This is a genomic window from Couchioplanes caeruleus, assembly GCF_003751945.1.
Taxonomy (GTDB): Bacteria; Actinomycetota; Actinomycetes; order Mycobacteriales; family Micromonosporaceae; genus Actinoplanes; species Actinoplanes caeruleus.
The window spans coordinates 2909034-2934734 of record NZ_RJKL01000001.1 but is presented as its reverse complement, the minus strand read 5'-3'; the positions used below and the strand labels follow the sequence as shown (position 1 = coordinate 2934734).

The window sequence follows — 25701 nt, the reverse complement described above, 5'->3', positions numbered from 1 at the left end:
TGTAGTGTATGTTTCCAATGCACACCTGTATTGTATTGGAAGGTGACCGCGACATGATCATCGAGTACATCCGCTACCGGATTCCGGCCGAGCAACGAGGCGACTTCGAAGCTGCCTACGCACGCGCGGCCACGTCATTGACGACGGCCCCGCAGTGCATTCAGTTCGAACTCGCCCGCTGTGTCGACCAGCCGGAGTGCTACATCCTGCGCATCGAGTGGACGTCCGTCCACGATCACACCGAGGGATTCCGGCGCAGCCCGCAGTTCGCGGAGTTCCTCGCCCAGATCCGGCCATACGTCTCCGCCATCGAAGAGATGCGCCACTACGAGCGCACAGCGGTCAAAGGCCCGGGCGGCTCCGTGCCGACCCTGTACGAGTGGCTCGGCGGGATCGAGGCCCTCGAACGACTCACCGAGGTCTTCTACGTCCGCGTCGCGCAGGACGAGCTGATCGGGCCGCTGTTCGCCCACATGGACCCGGACCATCCGCGGTTCGTCGCGATGTGGCTCGCCGAGGTCTTCGGCGGCCCCACCCGCTACAGCGACGAGCGCGGCGGCTACCACCACATGCTCACTCGGCACCTGGGCAAGGCCATCACCGAGCCGCAGCGTCGGCGCTGGATCAACTTGCTTCTCGACGCCGCCGACGAGGTCGAGCTTCCCGCCGACCCCGAGTTCCGCGCCGCATTCCTCAGCTACGTCGAATGGGGAACCCGACTGGCCCTCGCCAACTCCCAGCCCGACGCACACCCCACGACCGAAGCCCCCGTGCCGCGCTGGGGCTGGGGCGTCGCGCCGCCGTTCCGCGGCTGACCTCCGTCGTCCTCGTACCGACCCGCATCGATGACACATCCTGGCCGCGATGCCACTGTGGGGCACTCAACCGCACCTCGCTGCCGCACTTCCTCATCCCGCTGCTTGTGCTGTGCAGCCGTCTCAATGGATCGCTTCGTGGTGAAGCCGGGCGTACCGTGACGGCATGCCGGTGCTGGAACTGCTGCGCGCCGCGGGCGCTGATGAGGAGCGTGCGGCGGTTAAGGCGACATGGCTACGGCACCAGCAGACAATCCGCGAGGCGGAGAACAGCGGCAAGCGCGCGTAGGCAGCTCTCGGACCTGGGCCGGCCGGGTAGACCTGAACTGTCGATGACCGCCTGGTTGAGTCTTCAGGGGAAGTGATCGACTACTGGCGCCGGCCACACCTCACCGGGTCATCCTCCGCGATTCTCCTCGATGCCGTCGGCAGCGTCAGACGCTGACTCGCACGGTGAAGGAAGGTCAGCGGCGATCCGCCCACCGAGCGCATCGGCGCCGTCCCCGTCGAGCTCCGCCAGCGTCGCCGCACGCCCGGCCACCGCCATGAGCAACGCCTGAGCCGGCCCGCGCACGAGCGCCCCGCGGCCTACCGACCAGTCGAGGTCGGTCGCCTGCAGGCGCAACCCTCGCAGCATTCCGTCGGGCACTACGCGCTTGGCCGCACCGCTGGTGAGATAGGCCAGGCAGACGCGGACCCGGTCGAGCGCCGGAGCGTGGGCGATCCCGAGTGGGTGGCTGATGTCCTGCTGGTGGATGACGAGATCAGTGAGTGGCGCCTCGTACCCCACGCCCGGTGGCTTGAACCGGTGTTCCGCGTGCTCCCTTAGTCCTGCCGCGATCTCGGCCGCGGGGCGGCCGGCGACGGCGGCGGTGAGCCTCACGTTGGCCCGGTCGAAGTCCATGCCGCTGGCCACCATCGCCATCAGCAGCCGAGTCCTGGACAGGACCAGCGGCATCAGCAGGTGCGCGGCGACCTCGTGCACCGTCCACTGCCCACAGAGGCTCGGTGCGCGTAGCTGGTCGACGCTCAGCGACTCGATCAGGTCCGCCGCCCGCCGCCGCTCGTCAGCGATGTGGTCGTGGATATTCATCGCGGCAGCGTAGCGCGTCATCCGGTGGCCGAAGGTGCGCAAACGTCGTGGTCCGGTTCCGCACGGCAGAGGGAAGAGTTTGTCGCACCGTAATCTTCCGTATTGCCGGGTCAGCGCATTGCGGGGCGGGATGGCCCATCTTGTTGAGAACCGAGTGGCGCAGGCGCCAATGACATCACGGCGGGATTGGCAAGCGGGTGTTCAGCGACGCCGTCTCCGCGCGAACGGCGAGCACGCTGCGCCGATGACCTGATAGAGCATCCGCACATGCGGCCGGGCGTTCGGTGAGGATGACGCGGCTCGGCCAGCGGCGTTCCGCCGGGAGCCTAGGTGGTCCAGACGGCGGCCCAACGGCGGGATCAAGATCGTCCGAACGGATGGTCGCGCCGGATGGCGGCGCGGTTAACCTCGGCCGGCGGAACGGGAATGAGGACAGGCGAGCATGCAACAGGACGACCAGGAGTCTCCCGCCACCCCCCTGCGGATCGGCGGGTGGGTGCCACCGGCCAGCCCCGGACGTCCCGCGGCGCAGGCCCCGGGGGCCCGGCCGGTGACACCGTTGCCCGAGCCCAGGTCCGGGACAGGCGGGCGCCCGACCGGCAGCCGGGCCGCCGCGCGGACCGCGCGTCGTCGGGTCGCCCTGCGGCGGAGCGGACGCCGCTCCGCCGCCGTGACGATCATCGCCCTGGCCGCGACGGGTGTGCTGGTCGCCAGCATCTCCAGGATCGGATCCCCGGCCACGTCGGCCCAGTTGCCGGCCCTCCCGCTGCCGTGGTCCCCGACTCCGGTGCCGGCATCCGCCGCGGCCGTTGCGCTGCCGCCGGGATCTCCGACCCGTCCACCCGATCCCACGCCGAGCAGGTCGCTGGCGCGACCGGAAGGGTCGGTGACATCCTTTGTTCCGGCCGCCCGACCGTCGGCGTCACGGTCCTCACCCGCGCCGCCGGCTGCGGCCGAACCGGCTCCGGCAACTCCGTTCCGGGCGTCCTACGAGGCCGAGTCGCAGCGCAACGTGCTGGGGGGTCAGACCCGGCCGTTGCCGCGCGACGACGCCTCCGCAGGCCTGGTCGTGCGGTTCGTCGGCAACGGCCCGGACAACTTCCTGCGCTTCGTCGGAGTGACGGTGCCCGAACCCGGCACCTACAACGTCCGGGTCCAGTACATATCGGGTGAACCCCGGCCGGCCATGGTGCTCATCAACGGCCGGGCCGTGATGTCCCTCGTCTACCCGGCCAGCCCCGACTGGTACACGGTGGCGGCTGTGACGCTGCGGCTCCCGCTCGACGCCGGGCCGAACACCATCGAGTTCCGTAACGACACCGCGTGGGCTCCCGACTTCGATCGCATCGACCTGACCCGCTGAGGGCCGTCATCAGGGGCAGGCCCGCCTGGTCCGGCAGAGCCCGACGACCGGCGGCGGCATTCCGCGGTGCGCCGCCGCCGCCGGCGAGCTGGGGCAGGTCCTCACCTCGCCGGTATGGCATCCACGACCACGCCCGAGGTCACCCCGCGACAACACCGTGCAGGCGTCGGTCTCGGTGCTACAGCCGGCGACGGTGCGCGGCTCGGTTCGATCGAGGGCATCGGACTCGTAGGGGCGGAACGCCCCGTCAGCCGCATGCGCCACGGCCGGCGGGCGATCCGTCGTCGACCGGCGAAAGCCGCAGCGGACCATAGGTCGCCCGGTACGACTTAGGCCCCATCAGCGGCGTGACCAGATCACGGAGCCACGGGGGCATGGCTGCGATTCGCGAAAACCTGTCGGTCATGGCCTGGATGTGAGTGACGCGATCTCGGCGGCGGTCTTCATACCGTGCGCCCACACCATCCCAACTGCCGTCGGCGAGCAGGTCCGCGAGCACGAGCGCGTCCTCCATCGCGAGGGCCGCACCCTGCGCCCACACCGGCGCCGTCGCATGGGCCGCGTCACCTATCAGGACGCAACGGCCACGGGCCCACACGGAGGTGCGAACCTCCGCAACCGGCGAGTGATACAGCGACTCAGGATGGCGCAGCGCGATGTCGAGCACTTCGGGAACCGGCGCGGCAAAATGGCGGAAGGTCGTGTGCAGCCAGGTCGGATCGGCGTCGACCGAACCGCCACTGGTGGCGGATGCGTACCCGTACACCGCGTTGCCATCGACGGGGATGAGCAGGATGACCCCGGCTGGCCCGGTCCACGCGGTCCAGTTATCGATGCCCGGATTCGGCACCATGAAGCGCCAACTGGCGGCGCTCAGCATCGCGGGTCGCACACCCTCATGGCCGAACACGGTGGCGCGTACGACCGAGCGCACGCCGTCAGCGCCCACGACGAAGCCGTGCGGCTCCGTTCTTCCGTCGTCGAAAGCAACCTCGGCGCCGGGCTGAGTCAGCCGTACGGATTCCACCGTCGAGGCCTCTCGGAGGGCGGAGGCTTCCGAGTCGTCATCGAGCAGCGCGATCAGGTCGGATCGGCGGACGCATCGCGGTCGAGCCTCGGGGCCCCAGAAGGCGTCCTCGTCGACCGCGAACAACAGGCGTCCGCGCATGCTGCGATATTCCCGGCGTCGAATCGGCCTGCCCAGCCTCTCGAGACCGTCGCGGAGCCCCAGGGCCGCGAGGGCCGACACCGCGTTGCCTGGAAGGTTGATCGCCAGTCCGCCCGTCGCCGGTGCGGCGCTCCGTTCGGCAATCGCCGCCGGTATACCGCGTTGCCTCAGCGCACGCGACAGCGCGAGTCCCGCGATGCCGCCGCCGACGACGAGTACTGAATCGTCCGCCACCATACCTCCTGAATACTGATGAAAATCACAGGGTCATCCCGCTTTGGAGCTGCCGGTGGCCAAAGGGCCCTGGCTCACGACGTCCTCGAGCGTGTCGGCGAGAGTGGCCGGCCGAGCCAGGAAGGGCGAATGGCTGCCCGGAAGGCGACGTACGAGGTCCGCCTTCGGCGCCAGTTTGTCCGCCAACCCCTCGGGAAATACCCTGTCCTGGTCGCAGACGATGTACGCGGACCGAATGCTCTTCCAGGCCGCCCTGGTCAGCGGCTCCTCGAAGGACCTGGCACTCTGCGGGCGGAGCCGGGACGCGGCGTCGTCCGCGATCTCTGCCGGGACGTCGTGGTAGAACAGCTCCCGCGGGTTCTCCGGAGGCGCGATCGATCGGTTCTCCGGCGGATACCACGGCCCGCCGATCGGACTCACCAAAGACTCGCCCTCGTCGAGCATGTGCGCGCTCAGATAGACAAGTTGTCGGACGTTCGGCACGTCGGCGGCCGCCTCGGTGACGGGCATTCCCCCGTACGAGTGGGCGAGCACGACCACAGGCTCGTCGAATCGGGCCAGGTGTTGCCGGACCGCTCGCGCGTCGTCATACAGGCCTGCATCCGAATCGCCCGTGGCGCTGGGCAGGTCGACGACCGCGGGGTTGGGCCAGCCCCGCCCGGTGAGTTCGGCGATGAGGTGGTCCCAGCACCACGCGCCATGCCATGCCCCGTGAACGAGCACGAGGACCGGTAGGTTCCGAGCAGTCATGTCGGAGGTTTCCTTTCGTTGCGAAGGAGGGTGAAGCTCGTCGACGGCCCCGGCCGTCGTCCCGCCACCCCGGATGGAAGGCCCACCGGAAGCCCTACTCGGCTGGACGGCGAAACGCGCCATACCAGACGATGCGGGCCAGTTCCCCGGCGAAGATCGCGTCGCGGCCGGCGTCGCATGTGTCCAGATGTCGGCTCATCGCCTCGCCGCCGCCCCAGACGACCATGGTGACGGCGGCGTCGACGTCCATCGATGCCGGCACCAATCCCGCTTGCTGATCACGCAGCAGCCGGGCGCGTGCCCCGGTCGCCAGCCGCTCGACATGCGCGGCCCGGGTCTCGCGGACATCCGGGTCGTACGCCGCGACCTCCCGGAGCGCCGCCCACACCACCGCGTGTCGGCGAAACAGCGCCATCAACCGCTCGTACAGCGACACGAGGGCGGCCAACCCGGCCACATCGTCGGAGTGCCAGGCGGTGACCAGCTTTGCCGACTGGTCCTGGAAGTCCTGGGTCAGTCGCAGCAGTAGCGCCGTCTTGTCGGGGAAGGCCGTGTAGAAGGCGGAGCGGCTCATGCCGGCGGCGTCGGTGATCCGCTGCACCCCCAGCTCGGTGAAGCTGGCCCCGTCGGCCAGCAGCCGCACGGTGGCCTCCAGCAGCCGGCCCTGCGCCTCGGCCCGCCGGTCGGCACCGCCGCCCGGCCGGTACGGCAATGGGGTCACGGCAACCTCCTCACCCGCTCGCGGCGCGCGCTCCTGACGCGGCACCAGGGCCGGCATCTGCGGCCGGTACCAGGCTAACATGCTGTCTGACACAGTGTCTAACAGCATGTCTGAGGTGGCGAACGGGTGGCTGGGCCGGTGGTTTACCGGTCGTCATCCACCCGCCGGCTTATCCGGCGTCGCAGCAGCCGGGGTCGCGGCAGGCCCGAGGTCGTCGATAACCTCAGCGACCACGGCGAGGTGTCATGGCGCCCCTCGCGTCAGGAAGATCTGTACGAGGTGCTTCGATCATGAAGTTCTGCGTGCTCGGCCCGGTAAGGGCATGGCGCGGCGACACCGAGCTGGATCTGGGGCCGCCCAAGCAGCGGGCACTCCTGGCACTACTCCTGGTGCACGCCGGCCGCCCGGTGTCGTTCGACGAAATACTGGGCACCCTCTGGGGGGAGTCCCCGCCGGACACCGCGGTGAACGTGGTGCACCGGCACATCGGAGCGCTGCGCCGGCTGTTCGAGCCGGACCTGCCGGCCCGCGGCACCTCCCGCTGGCTGATCCGCAGTTCCGGCGGCTACCGCCTCGACGTGGACCCGCAGAGCATCGACCTGTCTCGGTTCCGCAGCCTGCGCCAGGAGGCGGCCCGGCTCGCGGAGCTGGACCGGCGCGGCGAGGCCGCCGGGAAGCTGCTGGAGGCGCTGAGTCTCTGGCACGGTCCGACGGCCGCCGGGATCTCGCCGGAGATCCGCTCGCAGCAGACCTTCACCACGGTGGACGGTGAGCGGTTGTCGGCCCTGAAGTCGGCGGCCGAATGGGTGCCGGCGGCCGAACCGGCGGTGGCCGAGGGGGTGTTGGCCGCGCTGCGGCAGGCCGCCCTGGAGCATCCGCTGGACGAGGTCCTGCAGGCGCGGCTGATGCTCGTCCTGGCCGCGACCGGCAACCAGGCCGAGGCGCTCGAGGTCTACCGGTCGGTGCGTGACGCCCTCGCCGGCGACCTGGGCCTGGACCCGGGGCCGGACCTGCGGGCTGCGCAACAGCAGGTGCTGCGCCTGATGACTCCCACCCCGCAGACCGCGGCTTCGCCGGCGGAGGAGCAGAGGGCTGCCGCGCCGCGTCTGGCCCAGCTTCCCGCGGACCTTGCGGTCTTCGCCGGCCGGCGTCACGAGCTCGACCAGTTCCGCACGCTGCTGTCGGAGTCGGCCGAGGCGCGGCCGGCCTCGATGGTCACCATCGGTGGCATGGCCGGCGTGGGCAAGACCACGCTCGCCGTGCACTGGGCCCATCAGGTCGCCCATCTGTTCCCTGACGGGCAGCTCTACGCCGATCTGCGCGGATTCCACCCGAGTGGTGTGGTCACCAGCCCGGCCGAGGCGATGCTCTCCTTCCTCGACGCCCTGGGTGTGCCGCCGCATCGTGTGCCGCCCAGCCTGGAGTCGCAGGCCGCGCTGTTCCGGAGCCTGCTCGCCGGTCGCCGGATGCTGATCGTGCTGGACAACGCCCGGGACAGTGAGCACGTCCGGTCGCTGCTGCCCGGGGCGCCCGGCTGCCTCACCATCGTGACGAGCCGCCACCAGCTCTACGATCTCGTCGCGGCGCAGGGTGCGACGGCCGTCACGCTGGACCTCATGCCGCACGCGGAGGCCAGGGAGCTCCTGTCCCGCCGGATCGGGGCCGCCCGGGTCGGCCTGGAACCCCGTGCCGCCGCGGACATCATCGAACTGTCCGGCCGCCTGCCGCTGATCCTGGCCATGGTGAGTGCCCGGGCCGCGATGAACCGCGGGTTCTCGCTGCACTCCATCGCCGACGAGTTGTCCGCCTCGCACGGCAGCCTGGACGCGTTCTCCGGGGAGTCGCCGCGCTCCGACGCCCGGTCGGTCTTCGCCTGGTCGTACCGCACCCTCACGCCTGCCGCCGCGCGGCTGTTCCGGCTGATGGGGCTGCATCCGGGGCCGGACTGCTCGCTCGCCGCGGCGGCATGCCTGACCCGGCAGACCGCCGCGCAGCTGCGGCCGCAGCTCACCGAGCTGCTGCGCGCCCACCTCATCGTGGAGACCGTGCCGGGGCGCTTCGGTTGCCACGACCTGCTGCGGGCGTACGCCGGGGAACTCGCCCAGCAGCCGGAATCCGCCGAGGAGACGGCCCGGGCCCGTTGCCGCCTGTACGACCACTACCTGCACAGCGCGCACGCGGCGAGCAGTGTCCTGTTCCCCGGCCGGGAACGCCTGGAACTCGAGCCGCCGGTCGTCGGCGCCGACCCGGTCACCGTGCTCGACCAGCCGGCCGCCGTGGCCTGGCTCGACACCGAACTGGCCGTCCTGATCGCGGCGATCGAGCAGGACGCCCGCCACGGCAGCGGCCGGCGTAGCTGGCAACTGGCTACCGCGCTGGAGCTGTACCTGGACCGGATCGGTTCCTGGCAGGTGCAATGGGACGTGCAGTCCACCGCGGCCGAGGCCGCCGAACGCATCGGCGACCGGCACGGCGAGGCCTGCACGCAGCGGTCGCTCGGCTTCGTCAACGGCCGGCTGCGGCGATGGGCGGAGGCGGACCTGCACCTGAACCGGGCGCTGGAGCTTTTCGCCGAGATCGGTGACCGCGACGGCGAAGCGCGGGCACATCGCCTGTCCGCCATCTTGGCCAACCAGCGGAAGCGGCATCACGAGGCGCTGGACCACTACCGGATCGCCAGTGAGCTGTACCGGTCGAGCGGCTGGGCCAGCGGGCAGGCCAGCGTGCACAACGAGGTCGGCTGGACGCACATCCTGCTGGGCGAGTACGCCGAGGCCGTAGTCCGGTGCCGGCAGGCGATCGAGGGACATCGCGAGATCGGCGACCGCAACGGCCAGGCGGCGGCGTGGGACAGCCTGGGCTACGCCCAGCACCACATGGGGGAGTACGACGACGCGTTGTCCTCGTTCGGGCACGCCGCGCGGTTGTACCGGTTGACGTGCGACCGCTACCTGGAGGCGGACACGCTGGTCCACATCGGAGACGCCCAGCTCGCCGCCGGCCGGGACGGGCCGGCCGCCCAGGCGTGGCGGCAGGCGCTGGAGATCCTCGACGGGATCGGTCACCCGGACGCCGATCCGGTGCGCGACAAGGTACGCAGCCTCGGTGCCCGGTCCGGATCGGACGCTGAACGGTCGTCAGAGTTCCGTCACAGTTTCGGCTGAGCCTCCTGCCTATGGTCCTCGACGTGCCGCGCCCCCGGTCACCGTGGCCGTCGGACAGTCGGCGGCCACGGCACCGGGTAGCGGCTCCTTCGAGCCCTCTACCACAGGAATCCGGCCCCCAGAATGACCACGATCGTCGACGTCTCCACTGCTGATCACCGGCAACACCTGCTGGACGTGCTGTTCGCCGAGCACGCCAAGGCCCTGCTCGCGTACACCAGAACGCTGGTGAACGACCACCACCTGGCGGAGGACATCGTTCAGGAGACTCTGATCCGGGCCTGGCGCCACGCCGAGCGGCTCCACTCCACCGAGGGATCGGTGCGCGGTTGGCTGCTCACTGTGGCGCGGAACCTGGCGATCGATTGGTTGCGTAGCGCCGCCTCCCGGCACGAGAGCGTCGGCGCCGAGGACTGGGACCTGACCCTGCCCGACCACGCCGAGGCGGTCGCCGCCTCGGTCGAGGCGGTCGCGCTGCTACGAAAGCTGTCCACGGAGCACCGTGCGGTGCTGCTGCACACGTACCTGGGTGGCCGGACCGCGCAGGAGACGGCGCGCCTCCTCGGTGTCCCGGTCGGCACCGTCAAGTCACGTCGGCACTATGCCCTCACGGTCCTTCGCGCCAACCGGCTCAGGCCGGCACCGTGAGCGTCATCCCGAGCACCGGGATGTCCACGTTGCCGTCCCCGCCGGTGTGCCAGCGCCAGTGTGCGCCGCCACCGACCGGGCCGCACACCAGGCCGGTCCAGCCCGCCCCGCCGGGGCCGCAGAGCACCATCAGCTCGGCGGCCTCGCGCTCGTCCGGAGTGCCCGTCACCACCACCAGGCCGCGCACCGGGCGCCGGGCGGCGGCGCCGCGGACCGGGCCGTTGGCGTGGTGACCGCCGGCCGGTACCGGTACGGGGACCCGGGGAACCGGGGCGAGCCCGGACGGGATCGGCAGCGGCACCCCGCCGGCCACCTCGAACAGGGTCACCGGGAGGTTCGGCCGGACCTGGGCGATCTCCGACAGCAGATTCCGTACGACGTCGCGGGTCACCGCCTGATCGCCGGTCACGCTGAGGACCCCGTCCAGCCGGCTGAGGTCGACGAAGACGGGTTCACCGTCGGCGTCCGCGCCGGCCCGCACCAGGCACGCCGCCGCCTGCTCGGCCCGTACCCGGTGGGCCTGGTCCGCTGTGCTCCGGCCGCCCCACCCGGCGGCGGCGGTGGACGCCCGGCGCCAGCGGGTGCGGTCCAGGCTCTGCCAGGGGGCGATCAAGTGGTCCGAGGCCGACAACCACACCGTCGTACCCGCACGGTCGACGCGTACCGCGTACACCGGCCGCTCCGCGTGGTCCGCCGTGGCGGCGACCTCGCCGATCGTGTCGTAGGCGCGGCGCACCGAATCCGCGTCGGCCGCGAACCGCAGACCGAGTGACTGCCGTGCGGCGACCAGGCGGCGCCGGCGAACCGGCTCGCCGAGCGCCCGGAAGCCGCGGCCCACGAGGGCGAACCAGCGGGCCGTTCGCCGCCGGGCGACGATCGCCGCCGTCACCAGGGCCAGCAGGATCGAGCCGAGGACCGCCAGCGCCGCCGGCAGCGGGAAGGTGACGACGGTCCCGGAATTGCCCGGCGCGGCCGCGGTCCCGCCCGGATTCCCGCCGCCGCCGTTGTCCTGGGCCAGTTGGACGTCCGGGCCGGAAGCGTCGGCGGGCAGGCGATGGATCCAGCCGGGACGCAGCCGGTCGTCCGACCCGCGCCCCGTCCGATCCCCGCCCGCGACCACGAGCACATTGACCGGGTCGGATGCGGTGCCGACCGGGGCACCCACGGTGAATACGGCCGCGCACGCCAGCGCCAGAACCGCAATGGCGACCAGAAGAGCGGGCCGGGCCCGGCCCGTCACCGGACCGGCCGATCGTTCGGTGCTGTCACCCATGTTCTCCGTCCACATCGCTCGGTGTGCCTCGGCTGCAAGTGCCGTCGTGTACACGGGGACGACCGGGCGAAGGGTTCGATCCTCGCCTGAACCCTCCGGTGGGGGCGTCTCGTGTATCCCGCGGACAAGCCCCGAGTGCTCGTCGAGAGGTGGAGAATGGCGCGGCAGCACGCGACTCCTGCGGACTTCGAACTGGTCGGGATGAGCGAGGACCCGACCCCCGGCGACCCGCAGCTGATCCAGGGCATCCTGCAGCGGTACAACGACATCGGCGACGCCGCCGACAGGGCGCTGACCATCCTGAAGAAGGACGGCGAAATCGCGGTCGGCCGAGGCTCGGCGATGGACAAGCTGCGCGAGAAGATCGGCGACGATCTCCCGGACAAGCTGACGAAGACGGCGACGTCCTATCGCGACGCGGCAGCCGCCTACCGGGACTACATCCCGAAGCTGCAGGAGGCGCAGGACACCTTCGACCGGGCGGTGGAGCAGGCACGAAGCGCGGCACCGCAGGCGAACCAGACACCGCCGGTGCTGGCGGCCGACGCCACAGACGAGGACAAGGTGGCCGCGGCCAAGGCGCAGGACGCCATCGACGCGGGCAAGAGCCGGATGTCGGCGGCGCGGAGCCTGGCCGAGCAGGCGCAGACGATGCGGGAGACGGCCCAGCGGTCGTGCGCCGACGTGCTCGACCGGGCTGCCGGGGAGGCGATCCCGGAACGCGACATCTTCCAGAAGATCGCCGACTTCTTCGAGGAGTTTCCGTTCGTGCAGCTCCTGCTCGGGTTGCTGATCGCCGTGATCTCGGTGTTCTTCCCGGTCGTCGGGCTGCTGCTGGGGGCGGCGTTGTTCGCGGTTACTCAGGTAGCCGCGATAGCCAGCGGCAACTTCAAACTGGGTGACTTCCTGGTGGGCCTGATCGCCCTGGTGCCCGGGGCGTCGGTGGTCAAGGTTCTCGGGGGAGTGGTCAAGGCCGGCGCCGGTGCGGTGGCGAAGGTCGCTCCGCTGGTGACGAAGAGCGGGAGCGGCACCATCACCGGGATCACGTCGTCGATCAGCGCCAGCAAGACCATCGGGCCGCTGGTGAACAGTACCGCGGGCCAGGTGGCCGCGGGCGGCGCCAAGGGCTTCGCCGAGGGCGCCGCCGAGCAGGCGGCGACGCAGGTGCTCAACGGCGAGGGGCTCGACCCCGGGCAGATCGCCGCGGGCGGCGCCCTCGGTGCCGTTCTCGGCGGGGTCGCCGGCGGGGTCGCCGGGCGCAAGGGTGGCAAGGGCTTGAACGCAGGCGCCGCCCCGGGCGGGATCCCGGTCAAGACCGCGCCGGGAACGGGCACCCGGGCCCTGGACGGTCCCGACCCCTCGTCGCCGCCCGTGACCACGCACGTGCCCGATCCCGACGATCCGTTCCTTGACGTTCCGCGCACTGTCGCGAGGAAGAACGACCCGGACAACCCGCTGGGGTTCACCCACACCGACTCGAAGACCGGGGTGTCCACCGACTTCACCCTGACCCGGACCGACACCTTCCCGCCGGTCTTCACGGTGAACCGCACCGGCGAGCAGATCTTCTTCGATGAGGACATCAACAAGTTCCGCAAGTTCGAGGGCGGGAACGAGACCAGCTTCGACAGTCCCCTGTCGGACTTCTCGCAAGGCGGAGTGACGATCCCGAAGGACCATTTCCAGATCCAGGGTCTCGAGGGCCAGAGTCCCGGGACAGTGAAGTTCAGCGACCTCGACCGCGTGTCTGACGGCAAGGTCGTGCTGGTGCCGACGGACCAGATCCCCGATGGCCTGATCCGCGCGGACCTCGATCCGCAGCGGGTGCAGAAGATCAAGGACGGCTTCGCCCAGGGCATCGCGCTGCCGGCCGTCAGCCTGGACAGCAATCTCACCGTCAACGACGGCAACCACCGCATCCGCGCGGCGAAGGATCTCGGGCTTCCATTCGTCCCCGTGAAGATCACGTAGCCGCGCGCCCCCTATTTCCATCCACCCGGATGGGCAGTCAGCACCACCACCATGAAGGAGAAGCACCATGCCCGACTACAAGGTCAACTCGGACGAGACCGCCGCGACCTCGCAGGCCCTGCTCAACGACTTCAGCCAGCTTCAGGACAAGCTGACCGAGGTCAAGGGCAAGATCTCCGGGCTGCTGGCGAACGGCTACTCCACGCCGGCCGCGCAGCAGAGGTTCTCGCCCTTCTTCGACGAGTTCGCCAAGGGGTTCGACCAGGTGAACCAGGGCCTGCAGGGAATCAGCCAGTACGTCAAGTCCGTCGGCGACGCGTTCTCCCAGACCGATGACCAGCTGGGTGCCAACCTCGGTTGATCCGCGGGCCGCCGCCGCGGCCACGCCGTCCCTCCCTCCGACATGAAGGTCGAGTAGCCGTGCGATTGAACCTGAGCGTCCGAGATCCGCAGGTCGAGGACGTGTCCACCACCGTCGTGATCGACACCGAGCCCTCCGCCACCGTCGGCCGTCTCGCGGCCGCACTGGCGGGCGCGGTCGGCCAGGCGCCGCTCGACGGTGCCGGCACGTCCGGACCGGTCCTGTACATCGGGTCCGATCCGGTGGATCCGGAGGCCACGCTTCAGGCTGCCGGGGTGCGCGACGGCATGGACCTCGGGCTCGGCGGGCCGGTTCCCGCCGAGCCCGAGGCCGAGGGGCGCACCGAGATCCGCGTCGTCTCCGGTCCGGGCGCCGGGATCGTCTTCCGGCTCGTACCCGGCGACTACGACATCGGCAGTGCCGGCGCCTGCCGGATCAGGTTGTCGGCGGTGGACGGCACGCCCCCGTGGGCGGCCCGGGTGCGGATCCGTCTGGACGGCACCGCCGAGCTGCTGACGGCCGAGAACGCCCTGCTGGACGGGCGATCGGTGCCCGACGGCACGAGCTGGCGCGAGGGCAGTCAGCTCGCCGTCGGCGACATCCTGCTGGAACTCACCTCCCGCCGGTCGGCCCGGGCGCCGCTCACCCCGGCCGCCGACGGTCTCGGCCTGGAGTTCAACCGTCCGCCGCGGTTCCTGCCGGCCGCGGCCGGCGGCAAGTTCCGGCTGCCCGCCCCACCGACCAAGCCCGACAAGCGGCCCATCCCGCTGCTGCCGATCGTGCTCCTGCCGGCCGGCAGCGCCCTGGTCGCCATCCTGGCGACCGGGCGATGGATCTTCATCTTCATCGCGCTGCTGTCCCCCGTCGCCGCGCTGGTCACCCAGTTCGGCGGGCGCAAGCAGGCAATGCAGAAGTACCTCGAGGACGTACGGGCGCACGAGGAGAAGCTGGCCCGGGTCCACGCGGACATCGAGTCCGGCGTGCTGGAGGAACAGCGCAACCTGCGTTTGTCGCTGCCCGACCCGGCCTCGCTGCTGCAGATGGCCGTACAGCCGTCCGAGCGGCTCTGGGAGCGGCGCTGGCAGGACCCCGACTTTCTGGCCGTACGGGTCGGGACCGCCGACGTGCCGTCCTCGCTCAGCGTCGACGACCCCACCCAGGATGAGCATCGGCGCACCACCGTGCCGTGGCTGAACCAGGTGCCGGTCTCCCTGGCCGTCCGCCGGGCCGCCGTGGTCGGCGTCGCCGGACCGCAGGCCAGCAGCGTCGCCGGCTGGCTGACCGCGCAGGCCGCGGCCCTGCACAGCCCCACCGACCTGCGCATCGTCGTGCTGGCCGGCCCGGACGGCGACCGCGACTGGGCGTGGACGCGCTGGCTGCCGCACACCCAGCCGCAGGGCGAGGACGCTTACTCCCTGGTCGGCAGCACCACCGACTCGCTGGCCCGGCGGATCGGGGAACTCGGCCAGATCGTCACCGCCCGGACCGCCGCCGGGCCCGGTCTCGTCCGCGGGGGCGACGGCGGCTACCCGGACATCCTGGTGATCCTGGAGCAGGCCCGCCGTGCCCGTTCCCTGCCCGGCGTCATCGCTCTGCTGCGGGACGGCCCGGCCGTCGGCGTCTACGTCGTCTGCATCGATCGTGAGGAGCGGCTGCTCCCGGAGGAATGCGGCGCGGTCGTCGTCACCGGGTCCAGCGCCCGGAACATGTCCAGGGTGCGCACCGGCACTGGTGCGGCGCTGGAACAGGTCCGGACCGACTCGCCCGAACCCGGATGGTACGAGCCGTTCGGCCGGGCGCTGGCCCCGCTCCGCGGCGTCGGGGACGGCGACGACAGCGTGCTGCCCGGGTCGGTGCGGCTGCTCGACCTGCTCGGCATCGAGCCGCCGACCCCGCAGGCCGTGGTCGCCGGATGGTCGCTCGGCGGCCGTAGCACCTCGGCCATCCTCGGCGTCGGCTACGACGGCGCGTTCGCCGTCGACCTGGTACGCGACGGCCCGCACGCCCTGATCGCCGGCACCACCGGCTCCGGCAAGTCGGAGCTGCTGCAGACCCTGGTCGCCACCCTGGCCGTGGTGAACCGCCCGGACGAGATGACCTTCGTGCTGGTCGACTACAAGGGCGGCAGCGCGTTCGCCGAGTGCGCCGACCTGCCGCACACCGTCGGCCTGGTCACCGACCTCGACACCCACCTGGTCGAGCGCGCCCTCGTGTCCCTCGGCGCAGAGTTGCGCCGCCGGGAGACGCAACTGGCCCGGGCCGGCGCCAAGGACATCGTCGATTACCTGGACAAGCGGTCGCGCGGCGGCGACGTGCTGCCGCCTCTGCCGCGGCTGCTGCTGGTCATCGACGAGTTCGCCTCGATGGTCCGGGAACTGCCGGACTTCATCGCCGGGCTGGTCAACATCGCCCAGCGGGGCCGCTCGCTCGGCATCCACCTGGTCCTGGCGACCCAGCGGCCCGGCGGGGCGGTGACCCCCGACATCCGGGCCAACACGAACCTGCGGATCGCGCTGCGCACGACCGACACCTCGGAGAGCCGCGACATCATCGACGCCCCCGACTCCGGGGAGATCTCGCCGGCTAATCCGGGCCGCGCCTACGTCCGGCTCGGCCCGTCGGTGCTGCTGCCGTTCCAGTCCGCCCGGGTCGGTGGGCGCCGCCCGGGCAGCGCCGTCGCCGAGGGGGAGCCGGTCAAGGTGCGAGCCTCGCCCGTGGCCTGGCCCGACCTCGGCGGTCCGCTGCCGGCCGGGCGGGCCGGCCGCGGCGATCCCGATGCACAGCGGACCGAGGCGGTCACCGACCTGGCGGTCCTGACCGCAGCGATCGCCCAGGCCGCCGACCTGTCCCGGGTGCCTCGCCAGCCCAGTCCGTGGCTGCCGGCCCTGCCCGAACTGCTCGAATGGACCAGGCCTCCCGCCCCCGAACCCGCCGCCGTCCGCGAGGCCGCGTTGCCGCCGGTCGAGTACGGGGTGGTCGACCTGCCCGCGCAGCAGACCCGGGCGCCGTTGACGTTCGACCTCGACCGGGCAGGTCATCTGCACGTCGTCGGATCCCCGCGCAGCGGCCGGTCGCAGACGCTGCGCACGTTGGCCGCGGCGTTGGCGTTAGCACACGGCGCCGACGACGTGCACCTCTACGCCGTGGACTGCGGTAACGGCGCGATGAATGTCCTGACCGCGCTGCCGCACTGCGGTGCGGTGGTGGACCGCAACCAGGTGGAGCGCCTGGGCCGGCTGCTCGACCGGCTCAACGCGGAACTCACCGCCCGGCAGGCGGCCCTGGGCGCGCGCGGCACCGCCGACCTCGCCGAACTGCGCCGCTCCCAGGCGCCCGGCGAGCGGCTGCCGCACATCGTGCTGATGGTCGACCGGTTCGAGGTGTTCGACCGCGAGTTCGTCTCTTACGACAACGGCAGCTATCTGGAGCGCATGGTCCGGCTGCTGCGCGACGGCGCCGGCGTCGGCATCCACCTCGTGCTGGCCGGTGACCGGGTGCTGGGTGGCGGCCGGTACTCCGGCAGCACGGAGGAGAAGATCGTGCTGCGGTTGAACGACCGCCAGGACTACTCGTCCGTCGGCATCCCGACCAAGGCGGCACCCTCGGATCCGGCCCCGGGCCGGGGGATCCGGACCGCGGACCTCAGTGCGGCGCAGATCGCGGTGCTGGACAGCGACCTGGGTGGCACCGCGCAGGCCCAGGTGCTGCTTACCCTCGGTGAGGAACTGGCCAAGCGGGAGGCGCAGGTTCCGGACGGGCGGCGGGCGCTGCGCCTGGACGTCCTGCCCGACCGGATCACCTACGCCGACGCGCTCGCCCTGCACGCCCTCCGCGGTCCGATGCGGCCACTGATCGCGGTCGGCGGTGACCGGCTCACCTCACTCGGCCCCGACCTCACCGACGTGCCGTCCTTCGTCATCGGCGGCCCGCCGCGCACCGGCCGCAGCACGGCGCTGCTGTCGGCAGCCGAGTCGCTGCTGGCCGGGGGGACCGGCCTGGTCGTGCTGGCGCCCCGCCGGTCGCCGCTGCGCGACCTCGAGGGTCGCCCCGGGGTGGCCGCGGTGATCACCGATCCGGAGGTGTCGATCAGCGAGTTCCGCGGTGTCCTGCGCAACATCCCCCAGGCGAGCGCCGTGATCGTCGTGGACGACGCGGAACTGCTGATGGGCGCCGAGATCGACGCCGACCTGGCTCAGCTCGCCCGGGGTGCGCAGGGCAACGGATGGGGGCTGCTCGCGGCCGGCAACGCGGAGTCGCTGGCGTTGAGCCTGGCCGGCTGGATGGGGCAGGTGAAGCGCAACCGCACCGGCCTGCTGCTGTCGCCGCAGGGCCTCAGCGACGGCGAGATCATCGGCGTGAAGCTGACCCGTGGCGTCGTCGGCCAGGTCCCGCAACCGGGCCGCGGTCTGCTGCACCTGGGCGACGGCAGCCTGGTGTCGGTGCAGGTACCGCTGGCCACCGCCTGACCCGGGCAGGCAGAAAGGGCGGCCGGAGGAACTGTCCGGCCGCCCTTTTCGTCGTCGGGACGTCCTCAGCCGGTGGGGGCGACCTCCACCGGCTCGCCGTCGTCGGTCAGGAAGCGGAAGGTGCTGGTGATCGCGTCGAACAGGTCGTAGACCTCGTTCCGCAACGGCAGATTGGGGCTGGCCATGGTGACCACGAGGAAGTCCCCGGTCTGGCCGGGCACCGGCATCATCGTGTGCATGGTCAGCAGCTTGACGTCGACGTCCGCGGTCAGCCGGGTGGTCTCGGTGCCGGTGACCCGCGCGACCGTGCCCACGTGCGGCACCTCGGCCGAGCTGATCACCCGGTCCTTCGGGGCCACACCGGTGGCGGACGAGATCCCCAGCTGAGCCGACAGGACCGGCAGCGTCAGCTCCTGCCCCCGGGGCGTGGTGACGGCGAAGACCATGCCGTACGCCATGAAGAGTCCCTCGTCGTACACGGTCGCCGTGCCGGTGGCCAGCAGGGCGCCCTGCCGCCGCGCCGCGCGGCTGATCTCGCGGCCCTGTCGGAACATGTCGTTGATCCGCATCCGTTGCCGCGGATCGTCCGTCATGGACAATGCCCTCGCCCGAGTCCGGGCCAGTTCCTCGCCGCTGAGGTCGACCTGGTCCCACAGGTCGGGCACATTGAGCAGGAATCGTTGCGCGCTGGTCATCTCCGTCACCGTTGCCCGGCGTCGAGGCTCTTCGCGGCGTCCTGGTCGGTCTTGTCGAAGGAGTCGAGGATGCTGCCGATCGCGTCGCGCAGTTCCTTCACCTGCCTCTGCAGCTGGTGTTTGCCGTCCTCCCACTTGTTCTCGAAGTTCTGGGCCGAGCCGCGCGACAGCTCCGGCCCGAACGCCGCGTCGAAGTCGAACGTGTGGTGACCGATGTCGATGAAGTCATGGACGAATGCGAGCATGTCCTGCGCTTCCTTGAGCTCGTCCCCGGGAATGTTCACGTCCGCGGCCATCCCGCCCCTTTCCTCCGCTGGGTTGACGACGGCCCGTCATCCCGGCATACACACGGGATCGGGTTATCCCTGGGTTCAATCGCTGCGCCCTCGCGGCGAGAGCCCCGGCGGTGATGAACCTTCGGCGGGCCCGGTCTCGTGTGTCCGGTATGCCATTGAGTCTTGCTTTCCCCCCACCGTGGCGGACTCGGCCTGCGGGCCGCGCCGTCGCCGCCGCCGTGCTCGCCCTCAGCGCCGTCGCGGTCACCTCCGGCTGCGGAAAAACCGTCAGCATCGGCGACTCCAGCCCGGCGACCACCGCGGCCGCGTCGTCGGCGGCCGCGTCGTCGGCGGCCGCGGCGGACCAGGCGGGCCAGAACGCCGGGAACAACGCCTTACAGGTGGTCGACTCCACCGCCGCGCAGGACGGCAAGACCGGCGACGGCGGCACCGTGGTCGGAGTCGCGGTGCAGGCGACCCCACCTCAGTGGGTGCAGCTGTCGGCGGTGACGTCGCCGGCGCTGAACGTTCCACACCTGATCAACATCAACCAGGCGGTGCTGTACCGCTTCGACGACGACACCTCGAAGCCGTCCCGATCCAACTGCAACGATGCCTGCGCCATGAAGTGGCCGCCGGTGACCATCCAGGAGGACGGGAAGGTGTACCTGGCCGGTGTCGACCCGGAGCAGGTAGGGGCGATCCGCCGTGAGGACGGCGCCATCCAGCTCACCATCGGCGGCTGGCCGGTCTACCGCTTCGCGGAGGACTCGAAGCCCGGAGACCTTAAGGGCCAGGGTGTGGCGGGCTCGTGGTTCGTTGTCAGCCCGCAGGGAGAAAAGATCACCGGCGGCCGATAGTCCATGGAGGAGCATGCGCCGGGCTATTCTCCGGCGTGGCGGCGTCACCGCTTCTCGTTGCCGTAGGCCGCTGCGCTGTCGATGGCCCGGTAGCCGACGGCGAGAGCGGCGGTGAGGACCTGCCCGGTCCGGCCTCCGGGATCTGGTGGGCCTGGCCGACTGGTGAGAGCGTCTGTTCAACTGTCGCCAGTTTCTCGGCATCGAGTCGCCGTTGATCATCTTTCGTGATCAGGTCCGGCGGTCAGACGAAGACGTCCAGGAGCGTACTGATCCGCAACCGCAGCGCCGGCGAGTGCGCGCCGGCGACAGTGACGGAGACCAGGTCGTCGTGGACCGCCAAGCGGATGTCGAGCGATTCGAAGGTCCCGACCATGGCGTACGAATGCCAGGTGGCTTGATCCTCAGCTTTGCTGCTCTCCATCGCTCGTGCCACTACGTCGCGGGCACTGTCGGCCGGGCGGTGCAGGGCGTACTCGGACAGCAGGTCGAGGAAGGCACCGAGGTGCGGTAGCCGGATCCGCCCGTCGATTTCCGTGCCTCTCGTCTCCGGCCACGTCTCCTCCTCATCGTCATGGCCCGGCTGCAGGCCACCGCTTACGGCGTGCTTGTCGTCGTACCCGACACGCGCGGCCGCCCAGAGGTCGAGATTGCGGATTACGCGAGCGGGATCGTAGGCGGCGGTCGGCAGCTGCGGGATGCGCTTTCGGCCCGTCTCGTCGAGGCGGTAGGGGACGTCGAACGCGGCCCGCCACTGCTCGACAGCCGGCGCGAAACGCTCTTCCGCCGCGGGACCGCTGAGGTCGAGGTGCCGGCCGATGTCCGCCCAGGAGCTGCCGCGTTCCCGTTCGTAGATCACCGCGCTGGTGACGAGCCGATCCGCGTGACCGGCCACCGCCGCTGCCTCACTGACCCGACCGCCGGCGCCAGAGAACTCGTCGTAGCGGGTGACCGCCAGACTTCCCGCGGCATCGGACAGGCCGCTGGCCTCGTGGGAGAGCACCAGCCGAGCGAGGGCTCGGCGCGAGAACCGGGAGCGGTCGTCGTCGTACGGCGTCTTGGCAGTCACCGATCGAGCGTCGCACAACGATGCAGCAAGCCTGCTGGCCCACGCGCGCGCCGGCCGGCTCGGCCGCCCGAGAGGTGACCGCGAGGCGGCGCAGCGCGGCTTCCACGTCCGAGGCATCGCCCGCCGTTGAGCGGAAGCCACCGAGACTCATCCTGATCCGAATGCCCGGCCGTCCTTGCGCTCGAACTGGCCGTTGAGACTGGTGAGGCCGGCCTATTCAACTGTCGCGGGTTCTCTACTGAGGCGATGACGCCACTCGGACGACTACGTTGTGTAGCTGGCAGCTCTCTCGTCTGCCCCGTTCGTGATCGTGGGTGAGGAAAGCTTCGGTGCGCCAAATCGTGCGAGGTAGTGCCAGACCCGCTTGAGGTCCTGCTGGTCGTAGTGGCCGCTGCGGGCAGCGTCACCGATCAGTCGGGGCGTGAGGTGGGCGTCCTCGGCAAGTCGGGCGCCGAGGTCGACGTATCGCTGACCGCGGTATTCGGGGTGCCGGTTGAGTTCAGCGACGGAGAGCCGGAATCCGGGGTGCCATTCCAGTGGGCAGGGCAGCTGCAGGGCGGCGGTTTCCACGTCGGTGTTTCGGTAACTGGGGTCGAGCACGAGGGCTTCGACGTCGCGGTCGAGGCGGACTTCGCCGTGGACCTGGGCCTCGATGTAGTCGTCCAGCTCGTCTTGTTGATCGGCCAGGGCGAGGTCGATGAGCGACATGCGGCTGGCGACCGCGAAGGCGGTGGGTTCCAGGTGGCTGTCCGGGTAGCAGAACGTCGCCCGTGCCAGGGCCGCTGCCGTTAGCCGCAGGTGGGCGGATCCGAAGCGGGGTGCCGCGCCAACGATTTTGTGGCGGAAGTTCAACGCTCCGTAGATGGGCCGGACTCGGGCGGGGGCGTCGTCGTAGGCTCCGCCGAACATGGTGTGTTCCCAGCGCCATCGGTCGCCGCCGTGATGGGCGGTCAGTCCACCGTTGCTGGTGCCGGTGACAAACTGCGATAGGTAGCTCCCATCGGCGCCGAGAGCTTGGAGGAGAGGCTGGCCAGCGGCTATGCGGTCGGGATGAAAGTTGAGTGTGATCCGCAGGGACGCCTCGAGGGGTGGACCGGCTGACAAAGTGGCGACGTGCTGCAGCGCTTGCCGGCATGAGGGGTGAAGGGCGGCGGCCTGCCCTTGGCCCGTGGTTGCAGAGACGGTTTCGCCCTCGCTGCCTGTCACATCCACGGCGATCATCATTGCAGGGCTTCTAACTCGACAGGCCGGAAGGTCAGGAAGCGACGGTCCTGAGCCGACCGTCGCGGGGTTCTGCTGAGGGACAAGGCAATGGCTAACGGCCGTGATCGCTCGGGGCGTAGTTGGACCAGGTGGTGCCGGCTTCGGCGGCGAGACGGGTGGTGGTGACGTGGTGGTAGCCGAATGCGGTGGCGACGATCGGGGCGGGCAGGTCGAGGACGTGCTGGCGGATCGCGGCGGTGCGGGCGGCGGTGGTCGGGACGCCGAGTTCGTGAATCAGTGGCGGCAGGGTGCGCGCCTGGAGCGGTTGACCGGCGCGGCGGCCAGGGAACAGCCAGCGTGAGTTGCGGTTGGTGGCGGTGCGCATGTTGGTGCGCTGGCCGAGGTACTCGAGCAGCAGGGCGGCGACCGGTTCCGGCATCGGTGAGGGTGGGTCGCCGAGCCGCAGCAGGATCTGGTCGCCGTCGTGGATGATGTCGTCGACGGTCAGCCGGGTGATCCGGGTGACGGGTTGGGCGTAGAGCAGCAGGATCACCGCGGCGACCCGGGTGCGCAGCGGGGTGCGGTCGTCGGTGAGGAGTTGGCCGAGCAGCTGGGTCCGGTCGCGTTCGGGCAGCGGCGTGCCGCCCGGTCCTTGGGTGGCGGGCAGCTCGAATCGTGGGCTGAGCCGGTTCGAGGCTGACCACTGCAGGAAGGCCCGGACGTTGGCGCGGTCGCTGATGCTGTGCTCGACGGCCCATGCGTCGACGTCGGCCTGAGTGCAGTCGGCGAGCGCGCGACCTCGGGCGGCGAGCCAGCGGCCGCAGCGGGCGCAGTCGCGCTTGTGCCAGCGTTCGTACTGCTCGGCGGTGTAGGCGGGGCTCATTCGTCGGGCAGGATCAGGGCCGGGCGGGGCCGGAACCTTCCGCCGGTGGGTGGGGCGGGCAGGTCGCCGGTGGCGGTCTTGCGGACGCCGGCGTTCTGGGCGCTGGTGGTGATCAGCTCTGCGGGGGTGCAGCCGAGGATGTCGCAGAACGCGGACAGCACCTGCAGCGACAGCCGCTCGGGGGTGCCGGAGACGAGTCGGTGGACCTGCGAGGCGGACAGGTCGATGCCACGATCGCGCAGCAGCGGCATCACGTCGGTGGCGGTGAAGATTTTGTGCTGCGCCAGCACAACGCGATGACTGCATCGCCCAGTTTGACTTCACTGTCGGATACCACGCGCGATCGAAAAGCTGTTGACCATCCGAGAGTCGGACGGAGGTGCATCCTGCCAGGGTCGTCGCGATCGCCATGGCCGATGCCGCCACGGCCACGGATCGCGTTCTCTTCAACATTTCTCTTCCCTGCACTGGTCGGAGCGGAGGCCTGGAGATATCTTCAAGCCTCCGCAGTGACTCGGTCGCCTCAATGCGAATAGTGCGGTCCTACTCGCTAGTTGACGGGCGTCGTAGAGTCGTCGCGGAAGTACCGGATTCCTCGCGACAACCCGCCCGCCGCCGCCAGACGGCCGCGGGGAGATCCGAGGGCGCGCTTGCCGCCGGGCACGGTGGTCGACGGCGAGCTGATCGTCCTCGACCCTGACACGGGGCGGACGTCGTTCGCGGCGCTGCTCGGCCGGGTCACCGCCGGTCGGCGGCTGGTGCGAGGTGGCAGTGCGGCCGGCGAGCATGATGCTGTTCGACCTACTCGCCGACACGGGCGAGGACGTGACCGGCCGACCGCTGCGGGAGCGCCGAGCCCGGCTCGCGCGGCTGCTGGCAGGAGCCCCGGCCGCGCTGGCGCTGTGTCCTCAGACCGCGGACGTGGACGTGGCCCGGCTGTGGTTCGACGAGTTCGGGGTGACCGGCGCTGAGGGCCTCGTCGTCGATCCCGAGTCAAGTCCGACACCTCCAACGGCGGGGCGGCATGGGTCCCAGCCACGCCGCGGCTAATCGCGGCGATGTGGGCAGCGTCACTATCCGTCGACGGGCCGCCATGCACCGGATACGCCAGCGCGACGGCCGGCGAGCCGCCGCGGCCTCAGCGCCGGTCGGTCCGGGCCTCCGACTTGATCCAGCCAAACGTGTGCTCCACCGCCCGCTGCCAGTTCTCGTGCTCCTCGGCGCGGTGCCGGTCGTCCATCTGCGGCACCCACCGGGCGGCCCGATGCCAGTTTCGGCGCAGGCCGTCGAGGTCGGGCCAGTATCCGACGGCCAGCCCGGCCGCGTACGCGGCGCCGAGGGAGACCGTCTCGGCGGCCATGGGACGCACCACCGGCACGTCGAGCACGTCGGCGACGAACTGCATGAGCAGGTTGTTGGCGGTCATCCCGCCGTCGACGCGCAGCGAGGTCAGCGCCAGGCCGGAGTCGGCGTTCATGGCGTCGACCACCTCGCGGGTCTGCCAGCCGGTGGCCTCCAGCACCGCCCTCGCCAGGTGTCCCTTGGTGATGTACGAGGTGAGCCCGACGATCACCCCGCGCGCCTCGCTGCGCCAGTGCGGGGCGAACAGCCCGGAGAAGGCCGGCACGATGTAGCAGCCACCGTTGTCCGCCACGCTGCGGGCCAGGGTCTCGATCTCCGGGGCGCTGGTGATGAGCCCCAGCTGGTCGCGGAACCACTGCACCAGGGAGCCGGTGATCGCGATCGAGCCCTCCAGGGCGTACACGGCGGGCTGGCCGGCGATCTGGTAGCCGACGGTGGTGAGCAGGCCGTGCGTGGAGTGCACCGCCTCGGTGCCGGTGTTGAGCAACAGGAAGCTGCCGGTGCCGTAGGTGCACTTCGCGTCCCCGGGGTCGAAGCAGGTCTGCCCGAACAGCGCGGCCTGCTGGTCGCCGAGGGCGGCGGCGATGCGCACGCCGGGCAGCACCGCGGTCGCCGTGCCGTACACCTCCGAGGAGGAGCGGATCTCGGGCACCATCGCTGCCGGGATGCCGAAGAAGGCCAACGAGTCGGGGTGCCAGCGCAGGCTCTGCAGGTCCATCAGCATGGTTCGGCTGGCGTTGGTGACGTCGGTGAGGTGCAGCCCGCCGTCGGGACCGCCGGTCAGGTTCCAAATCAGCCAGGTCTCCATGGTGCCGAACAACACCTCGCCGCGATCGGCCCGCTCGCGCAGCCCGGGCGTGGCGTCGAGCAGCCAGCGCAGCTTGGGTCCGGAGAAGTACGTGGCCATGGGCAGCCCGCAGCGGCGTTGCACGTCCTCGGCCCCGGCCGCCGAGGTGAGCGTTTCGACGAGGGTGTCGGTGCGGGTGTCCTGCCAGATGATGGCGGGGGCCACCGGCACGCCGGTGCGCCGGTCCCACACCACGGTGCTCTCCCGCTGGTTGGCGATACCGATGGCAGCCACCTCGTCGGCGCCGATGCCGGCCTGGGACAGGGCCCGCGGCACGACCTTGCCGACGTTGCGCCAGATCTCCAGGGCGTCGTGCTCGACCCAGCCGGGCCGGGGGAAGTGCTGATGATGTTCGCGCTGAGCCACCGCGACCAGATTGCCTCGCCGGTCGAACACGATGCACCGGGTCGAGGTGGTGCCTTGGTCGATGGCGACGACGTAGCTCTCAGTCATGGTGCGTCCTCGTCTGACGGGGATGGGAGA

Annotated in this window: 22 protein-coding genes; 10 read left to right on the top strand and 12 right to left on the bottom strand. The window is 70.8% G+C overall.

Going from position 1 to position 25701, the window contains the following annotated elements:
• Positions 1 to 53: 53 nt before the first annotated feature.
• Entirely contained in the window at positions 54 to 815 is a 762-nt protein-coding gene (locus tag EDD30_RS12985) for a globin domain-containing protein (protein WP_071808484.1), read from the top strand.
• A 166-nt stretch (positions 816 to 981) separates the two neighbouring features.
• On the top strand, positions 982 to 1104 hold the full coding sequence (locus EDD30_RS41450; RefSeq protein ID WP_280526144.1) for a hypothetical protein: 123 nt from the start codon (positions 982 to 984) through the stop codon (positions 1102 to 1104).
• Between the two features lie 108 nt (positions 1105 to 1212).
• On the opposite strand, the gene EDD30_RS12980 is transcribed toward EDD30_RS41450, so the two are convergent.
• On the bottom strand, positions 1213 to 1908 hold the full coding sequence (locus EDD30_RS12980) for a maleylpyruvate isomerase family mycothiol-dependent enzyme (RefSeq protein WP_170047604.1): 696 nt from the start codon (positions 1906 to 1908) through the stop codon (positions 1213 to 1215).
• 442 nt (positions 1909 to 2350) lie between these two features.
• Here EDD30_RS12980 and EDD30_RS12975 point away from each other — a divergent pair, with 442 nt between their 5' ends.
• On the top strand, positions 2351 to 3271 hold the full coding sequence (locus EDD30_RS12975; protein WP_148088132.1) for a carbohydrate-binding protein: 921 nt from the start codon (positions 2351 to 2353) through the stop codon (positions 3269 to 3271).
• Between the two features lie 247 nt (positions 3272 to 3518).
• On the opposite strand, the gene EDD30_RS12970 is transcribed toward EDD30_RS12975, so the two are convergent.
• The 3 genes from EDD30_RS12970 to EDD30_RS12960 all read right to left on the bottom strand — a co-directional run bounded on the left by EDD30_RS12970 (position 3519) and on the right by EDD30_RS12960 (position 6144).
• A complete protein-coding gene (locus EDD30_RS12970; RefSeq protein WP_071808481.1) occupies positions 3519 to 4676 on the bottom strand; it encodes an FAD-dependent monooxygenase in 1158 nt (385 codons plus the stop codon).
• Between the two features lie 30 nt (positions 4677 to 4706).
• The gene (locus EDD30_RS12965) at positions 4707 to 5423 is read right to left on the bottom strand and encodes an alpha/beta fold hydrolase (protein ID WP_071808480.1); all 717 of its coding nucleotides are present in this window, start codon (positions 5421 to 5423) and stop codon (positions 4707 to 4709) included.
• A gap of 94 nt (positions 5424 to 5517) precedes the next feature.
• Positions 5518 to 6144 (bottom strand): TetR/AcrR family transcriptional regulator, encoded by a 627-nt coding sequence (locus EDD30_RS12960; RefSeq protein WP_170047602.1) that lies wholly within the window; start codon positions 6142 to 6144, stop codon positions 5518 to 5520.
• A 290-nt stretch (positions 6145 to 6434) separates the two neighbouring features.
• Between EDD30_RS12960 and EDD30_RS12955 the strand changes: the two genes are divergently transcribed.
• Both EDD30_RS12955 and EDD30_RS12950 read left to right on the top strand, forming a co-directional pair.
• Positions 6435 to 9308 carry an AfsR/SARP family transcriptional regulator gene (locus EDD30_RS12955; RefSeq protein WP_071808478.1) on the top strand — a complete coding sequence of 958 codons (2874 nt, stop codon included), beginning with the start codon at positions 6435 to 6437 and terminating at the stop codon, positions 9306 to 9308.
• A gap of 168 nt (positions 9309 to 9476) precedes the next feature.
• On the top strand, positions 9477 to 9956 hold the full coding sequence (locus tag EDD30_RS12950; RefSeq protein WP_394328307.1) for a sigma-70 family RNA polymerase sigma factor: 480 nt from the start codon (positions 9477 to 9479) through the stop codon (positions 9954 to 9956).
• On the opposite strand, the gene EDD30_RS12945 is transcribed toward EDD30_RS12950, so the two are convergent.
• On the bottom strand, positions 9940 to 11229 hold the full coding sequence (locus EDD30_RS12945) for a hypothetical protein (RefSeq protein WP_143162948.1): 1290 nt from the start codon (positions 11227 to 11229) through the stop codon (positions 9940 to 9942). The genes EDD30_RS12950 and EDD30_RS12945 overlap by 17 nt on opposite strands.
• A 156-nt stretch (positions 11230 to 11385) precedes the next feature.
• Here EDD30_RS12945 and EDD30_RS12940 point away from each other — a divergent pair, with 156 nt between their 5' ends.
• The 3 genes from EDD30_RS12940 (at position 11386) to EDD30_RS12930 (ending at position 18027) form a co-directional block, all read left to right on the top strand.
• On the top strand, positions 11386 to 13200 hold the full coding sequence (locus EDD30_RS12940) for a ParB N-terminal domain-containing protein (protein WP_071808475.1): 1815 nt from the start codon (positions 11386 to 11388) through the stop codon (positions 13198 to 13200).
• 67 nt (positions 13201 to 13267) lie between these two features.
• Positions 13268 to 13561, top strand: coding sequence for a WXG100 family type VII secretion target (locus EDD30_RS12935; RefSeq protein ID WP_071808474.1), 294 nt, complete (start codon positions 13268 to 13270; stop codon positions 13559 to 13561).
• A gap of 59 nt (positions 13562 to 13620) precedes the next feature.
• Positions 13621 to 18027: an FtsK/SpoIIIE domain-containing protein gene (locus tag EDD30_RS12930; RefSeq protein ID WP_211353747.1), complete on the top strand. Its 4407-nt coding sequence runs from the start codon at positions 13621 to 13623 to the stop codon at positions 18025 to 18027.
• 65 nt (positions 18028 to 18092) lie between these two features.
• Here the strand turns inward: EDD30_RS12930 and EDD30_RS12925 are convergent, their stop codons facing one another.
• Complete coding sequence (locus tag EDD30_RS12925; protein WP_071805937.1) at positions 18093 to 18722, bottom strand: hypothetical protein; 630 nt, start codon at positions 18720 to 18722, stop codon at positions 18093 to 18095.
• Between the two features lie 5 nt (positions 18723 to 18727).
• Positions 18728 to 19018, bottom strand: coding sequence for a hypothetical protein (locus tag EDD30_RS12920; protein ID WP_071805936.1), 291 nt, complete (start codon positions 19016 to 19018; stop codon positions 18728 to 18730).
• A gap of 155 nt (positions 19019 to 19173) precedes the next feature.
• Between EDD30_RS12920 and EDD30_RS12915 the strand changes: the two genes are divergently transcribed.
• Complete coding sequence (locus tag EDD30_RS12915) at positions 19174 to 19857, top strand: hypothetical protein (RefSeq protein ID WP_211277809.1); 684 nt, start codon at positions 19174 to 19176, stop codon at positions 19855 to 19857.
• A gap of 241 nt (positions 19858 to 20098) precedes the next feature.
• On the opposite strand, the gene EDD30_RS12910 is transcribed toward EDD30_RS12915, so the two are convergent.
• The 4 genes from EDD30_RS12910 to EDD30_RS12895 form a co-directional block, all read right to left on the bottom strand.
• Complete coding sequence (locus EDD30_RS12910) at positions 20099 to 20923, bottom strand: hypothetical protein (protein ID WP_244945229.1); 825 nt, start codon at positions 20921 to 20923, stop codon at positions 20099 to 20101.
• 264 nt (positions 20924 to 21187) lie between these two features.
• Entirely contained in the window at positions 21188 to 22027 is an 840-nt protein-coding gene (locus tag EDD30_RS12905) for a DUF3626 domain-containing protein (protein ID WP_394328285.1), read from the bottom strand.
• 211 nt (positions 22028 to 22238) lie between these two features.
• Positions 22239 to 23009 carry a site-specific integrase gene (locus EDD30_RS12900; RefSeq protein WP_244945227.1) on the bottom strand — a complete coding sequence of 257 codons (771 nt, stop codon included), beginning with the start codon at positions 23007 to 23009 and terminating at the stop codon, positions 22239 to 22241.
• Positions 23006 to 23299 carry a helix-turn-helix domain-containing protein gene (locus EDD30_RS12895; protein ID WP_071807466.1) on the bottom strand — a complete coding sequence of 98 codons (294 nt, stop codon included), beginning with the start codon at positions 23297 to 23299 and terminating at the stop codon, positions 23006 to 23008. Before EDD30_RS12895 ends, EDD30_RS12900 begins: the two co-directional genes overlap by 4 nt.
• A 475-nt stretch (positions 23300 to 23774) precedes the next feature.
• On the opposite strand from EDD30_RS12895, the gene EDD30_RS12890 reads away from it, so the two are divergent.
• Positions 23775 to 24059, top strand: coding sequence for an ATP-dependent DNA ligase (locus tag EDD30_RS12890; RefSeq protein WP_143162837.1), 285 nt, complete (start codon positions 23775 to 23777; stop codon positions 24057 to 24059).
• Positions 24060 to 24147: 88 nt separating this feature from the next.
• Here EDD30_RS12890 and glpK read toward each other — a convergent pair whose 3' ends face one another.
• Positions 24148 to 25671 carry a glycerol kinase GlpK gene (gene glpK, locus EDD30_RS12885; RefSeq protein WP_123678262.1) on the bottom strand — a complete coding sequence of 508 codons (1524 nt, stop codon included), beginning with the start codon at positions 25669 to 25671 and terminating at the stop codon, positions 24148 to 24150.
• Positions 25672 to 25701: the final 30 nt, after the last annotated feature.

What these genes read in the sequence shown, in the direction of transcription:
- EDD30_RS12980 (WP_170047604.1), bottom strand. Translation starts at nt 1,908, where the DNA reads ATGAATATCCACGACCACATCGCTGACGAGCGGCGGCGGGCGGCGGAC.
- EDD30_RS12985 (WP_071808484.1), top strand. Translation starts at nt 54, where the DNA reads ATGATCATCGAGTACATCCGCTACCGGATTCCGGCCGAGCAACGAGGC.
- EDD30_RS12975 (WP_148088132.1), top strand. Translation starts at nt 2,351, where the DNA reads ATGCAACAGGACGACCAGGAGTCTCCCGCCACCCCCCTGCGGATCGGC.
- EDD30_RS12925 (WP_071805937.1), bottom strand. Translation starts at nt 18,722, where the DNA reads ATGACCAGCGCGCAACGATTCCTGCTCAATGTGCCCGACCTGTGGGAC.
- EDD30_RS12920 (WP_071805936.1), bottom strand. Translation starts at nt 19,018, where the DNA reads ATGGCCGCGGACGTGAACATTCCCGGGGACGAGCTCAAGGAAGCGCAG.
- glpK (WP_123678262.1), bottom strand. Translation starts at nt 25,671, where the DNA reads ATGACTGAGAGCTACGTCGTCGCCATCGACCAAGGCACCACCTCGACC.
- EDD30_RS12940 (WP_071808475.1), top strand. Translation starts at nt 11,386, where the DNA reads ATGGCGCGGCAGCACGCGACTCCTGCGGACTTCGAACTGGTCGGGATG.
- EDD30_RS12955 (WP_071808478.1), top strand. Translation starts at nt 6,435, where the DNA reads ATGAAGTTCTGCGTGCTCGGCCCGGTAAGGGCATGGCGCGGCGACACC.
- EDD30_RS12965 (WP_071808480.1), bottom strand. Translation starts at nt 5,423, where the DNA reads ATGACTGCTCGGAACCTACCGGTCCTCGTGCTCGTTCACGGGGCATGG.
- EDD30_RS12935 (WP_071808474.1), top strand. Translation starts at nt 13,268, where the DNA reads ATGCCCGACTACAAGGTCAACTCGGACGAGACCGCCGCGACCTCGCAG.
- EDD30_RS12945 (WP_143162948.1), bottom strand. Translation starts at nt 11,229, where the DNA reads ATGGGTGACAGCACCGAACGATCGGCCGGTCCGGTGACGGGCCGGGCC.
- EDD30_RS12970 (WP_071808481.1), bottom strand. Translation starts at nt 4,676, where the DNA reads ATGGTGGCGGACGATTCAGTACTCGTCGTCGGCGGCGGCATCGCGGGA.
- EDD30_RS41450 (WP_280526144.1), top strand. Translation starts at nt 982, where the DNA reads ATGCCGGTGCTGGAACTGCTGCGCGCCGCGGGCGCTGATGAGGAGCGT.
- EDD30_RS12900 (WP_244945227.1), bottom strand. Translation starts at nt 23,009, where the DNA reads ATGAGCCCCGCCTACACCGCCGAGCAGTACGAACGCTGGCACAAGCGC.